At 45.5% G+C, this 3284-nt stretch carries 3 protein-coding genes; all 3 read left to right on the plus strand.

The genetic code is table 11. The features are described from left to right. The coding region (locus Q0R35_RS05215) for a fatty acid desaturase (protein ID WP_295615033.1) at positions 1 to 710 on the plus strand (710 nt) is incomplete at its 5' end. 177 nt (positions 711 to 887) lie between these two features. Then, complete coding sequence (locus Q0R35_RS05220) at positions 888 to 1442, plus strand: peroxiredoxin (RefSeq protein ID WP_295615034.1); 555 nt, start codon at positions 888 to 890, stop codon at positions 1440 to 1442. A 556-nt stretch (positions 1443 to 1998) separates the two neighbouring features. Then, the coding region (locus Q0R35_RS05225; protein ID WP_295615035.1) for an N-acetylmuramoyl-L-alanine amidase at positions 1999 to 3284 on the plus strand (1286 nt) is incomplete at its 3' end.

Here is a 3284-nt window from a genome sequence, read left to right on the forward strand (position 1 = left end):
CCTATCACGGCTGGCGGATCAGCCATCGGACGCATCACCATAATACTGGCAACATCGAAACTGACGAAAGTTGGTATCCAGTATCTGAAGCTAAATATCAGGATATGGCAGGATGGGAGAAGTTCCTCCGGTTCGACCTCACCTTATTGTTAGCTTACCCCCTATATTTATTCCGTCGTTCTCCCGAACGTCCAGGTGGTTCGCACTTCCATCCTGCAAGTCCCCTATTTCGCGAGTCCGAAAAGTGGGATGTAATTACTAGCAGCATCTGGTGTGCAGCGATGGTGGCTTTAGTCGCGGCGGGGACATTTACCTGGGGTTGGCTATGGCTGGTGAAGTTTTACCTCATGCCTTATTTAGGATTTGTCGTCTGGTTAGATTTGGTTACTTTCCTGCACCACACCGATAATGATATTCCTTGGTATCGTGGTAAAGATTGGTATTTCCTCAAGGGTGCGATTTCGACGATCGATGTAGATTATGGTTTTATCAATAATATTCACCATGATATTGGTACCCACGTCGCTCATCACATCTTCCTAAGCATCCCTCACTACCACCTCCTAGAGGCTACAGAGGCGATTAAACCAGTTTTAGGAAGCTACTATCGTAAATCCGATCGTTCTATCTGGACAGCCTTCTGGGATGCTAAGGAGAACTGTCACTATGTCTCGAATACTGGCTCTAAGATTTACTATCGATCGAAATAGGCTTTAGGTTTTAGGCTTTAGGTGTTAGGTGTTAGGTTTTAGCTTCTAGGCTTGAGAGAATTAACAAAACGCAAGCGTTCTAATCGCTACTACATCCTAATCGCTAGATCCGCTCTAATACCTAATACCTAAAGCCTAATACTTAACACCCAATACCTAACACCTAAAGCCTAAACCATGTCTCGACGTAATTTTTTAACTAGCTTATTCGCGATTTGTCTGTGCTTGCTTTCGTGGGGGAATTTTATGCCGCCAGCCAGAGCGATGGGTGGAATTTTGCCGACTAAAGATTTACCAGCACCAATATTTACCTTACCCACTAATACAGGTACTGGAAAAATATCGCTTGCCGATTATGCTGGCAAATGGGTAGTTTTATATTTCTATCCCAAAGATTTTACGTCTGGATGTACGATCGAAGCTCGGAAGTTTCAGCAAGATATTGGTAAATATCAACAACGCCAAGCCGAAATTGTTGGCGTTAGTGCCGATTCGATCGATTCTCATGCCGAATTTTGTGACTCGGAAGGATTGAAGTTTCCACTGCTAGCCGATCCAGATGGAGCTGTTAGTAAAGCCTACGGTTCGTGGATGGGAATTTACTCAATGCGGCATAGTTTTATTATCGATCCTCAAGGAATCTTACGTGCGACGTTTACCGATGTCAATCCGATCGCTCACAGTCGAGAAGTATTAACCGAACTCGATCGACTTCAATCGGCGAAACTCTGAGTTAAAGTAAGCTAAACTCTTCGCTCCAGATGTTCGTTTGGGTCGTAAATATACATTTTTTAATTTTGGGAATATAAGCAATTACCAGATGACTGCTATCGCAATCGCTCACGAGCGATTAAGACATACAAAAATCCTTGAAACCTAAATCCCCAACTTCTTGGAGAAGTCGGAGATCTGTAAAGCTGACGATGTGGCAACATCAGCAATTACTGATGCAGCTTCGATACTACCGAACGATTCGCGACAAATAGCCGAGTCCGCCAAGCCAAACCAGATAAATTCAGCCGTCCGGCTGAACTAGCCTCATAAACAGCCAAATGCCCCAAGTCGCTCGATCGATCGGTAAGTTACGATTGGAACCAGCAAAGATCTAAAAGATATTTTGAGAATATTGACTGGAAAGATTTCGATCCATAACTTGTATAATCGAGAAGATAATAGCGATCGCCAAACTACAGTTAATACCTAATTAATATTCAAAAAAATTAGACAGATTAGGACACACTTCACATCTGACGTACTTTATTATTAACTGGCAAGGAGTATAACTTTTATGGGTAGGATATTTATCTGTGCGATCTACGGTAGCTATGACGGGGCGGCTGTAGATCCAGAGACGATCGGTAGTTCGCCAAATGAAGCCAAAGAAATGGTATTTTTGCGCGATTTAATCGTTCCAGAATTACGTAACCGCAGCTTTGAAGTTATTGCCGTACCTGATTTCGATCGTCCCGCGCTGAGTATCGACTGGATCGATAAGCGGGCAAAACCTGGCGATATCGCTTTGGGGATTCATGCCGATGCCTACGCTCATTCTCGAACTAAAGGCGTGAGTACGTTCTACATTGCCAAAAATGGCGAACGCAAGAACCACGCGCAGATGCTATTACTAGCGTTTTCTAGTCGCGTTCCCGATCTGCCCAGTCGTGGCGCAAAGCCCGATACCATTACCGGGACGGGGAGTTTAGCGTTTTGTCGGCGATTGACAATCCCATCATTGCTGATGGAAATTGGGTTTAAGCTAGATGGTGACAATGAAGATCGTGCCAGACTCCAAGCTTATCGGCGCGAAATTGCCTTGGGGATTGCCGATGGCTTGGTGACTTGGAGTCGCGACGTGCAGATGCAGGTGACTAGCAACAACCATACCGTACCAGTACATCTTAAAGTTAATAACGAACCGTATCCTGAATGGGGCATTGCGATCGATGGGAACGTCTATATCCCGATCGATCTAGCAGATAGATTGGGTGTGAATCTGGCTCTCAATCCCCAGATTCGCCGCAGTCGCTATCGCGGCATCGTTTACATTAAAGCGATCGAATTGCGCGATCTGAATATTTCAATTGCATCAGAAATCGGTCGTACCTATAATATCCGCTCTCAGCACGCATTCAACGCCGATGAATTCGATCGGATTATGTGCGTGGGGCATACCACTTCCACCCAGCTCGATGAATTCCTGACGGCTAATACACCCGAAGCTCTAGAACTATTCCCCAATCTCTCTAGCATCTATATCGAAGAAGCCAAAGCTGAAGGCGTGAATCACGATCTCGCCTTCGCTCAAATGTGTCTAGAAACCCGCTTCCTGACCTTTGGCGGGGCTGTTTTGCCAGAATCTAACAATTTTGCTAGTTTGGGCGATCGACAGGCTGAATGGGCGCAATTTACCAATCTGCGGCTGGGCATCCGCGCTCACATCCAACAACTCAAAGCTTATGCCAGCAACGATCTATTAGTTCAAGAGTGCGTCGCACCTAGATTTGAACTCGTTAGACGTGGCATCGCGCCGACGATGCGGCAATTAAATGGTCGCTGGTCAGCAGATGCCCAGTA

Source organism: Chamaesiphon sp. GL140_3_metabinner_50, assembly GCF_025361915.1.
Lineage (GTDB): Bacteria > Cyanobacteriota > Cyanobacteriia > Cyanobacteriales > Chamaesiphonaceae > Chamaesiphon.

Bases quoted from the DNA above. Each gene is read 5' to 3' on its own strand.
- Q0R35_RS05220 (WP_295615034.1), top strand. From the start codon at position 888: ATGTCTCGACGTAATTTTTTAACTAGCTTATTCGCGATTTGTCTGTGC.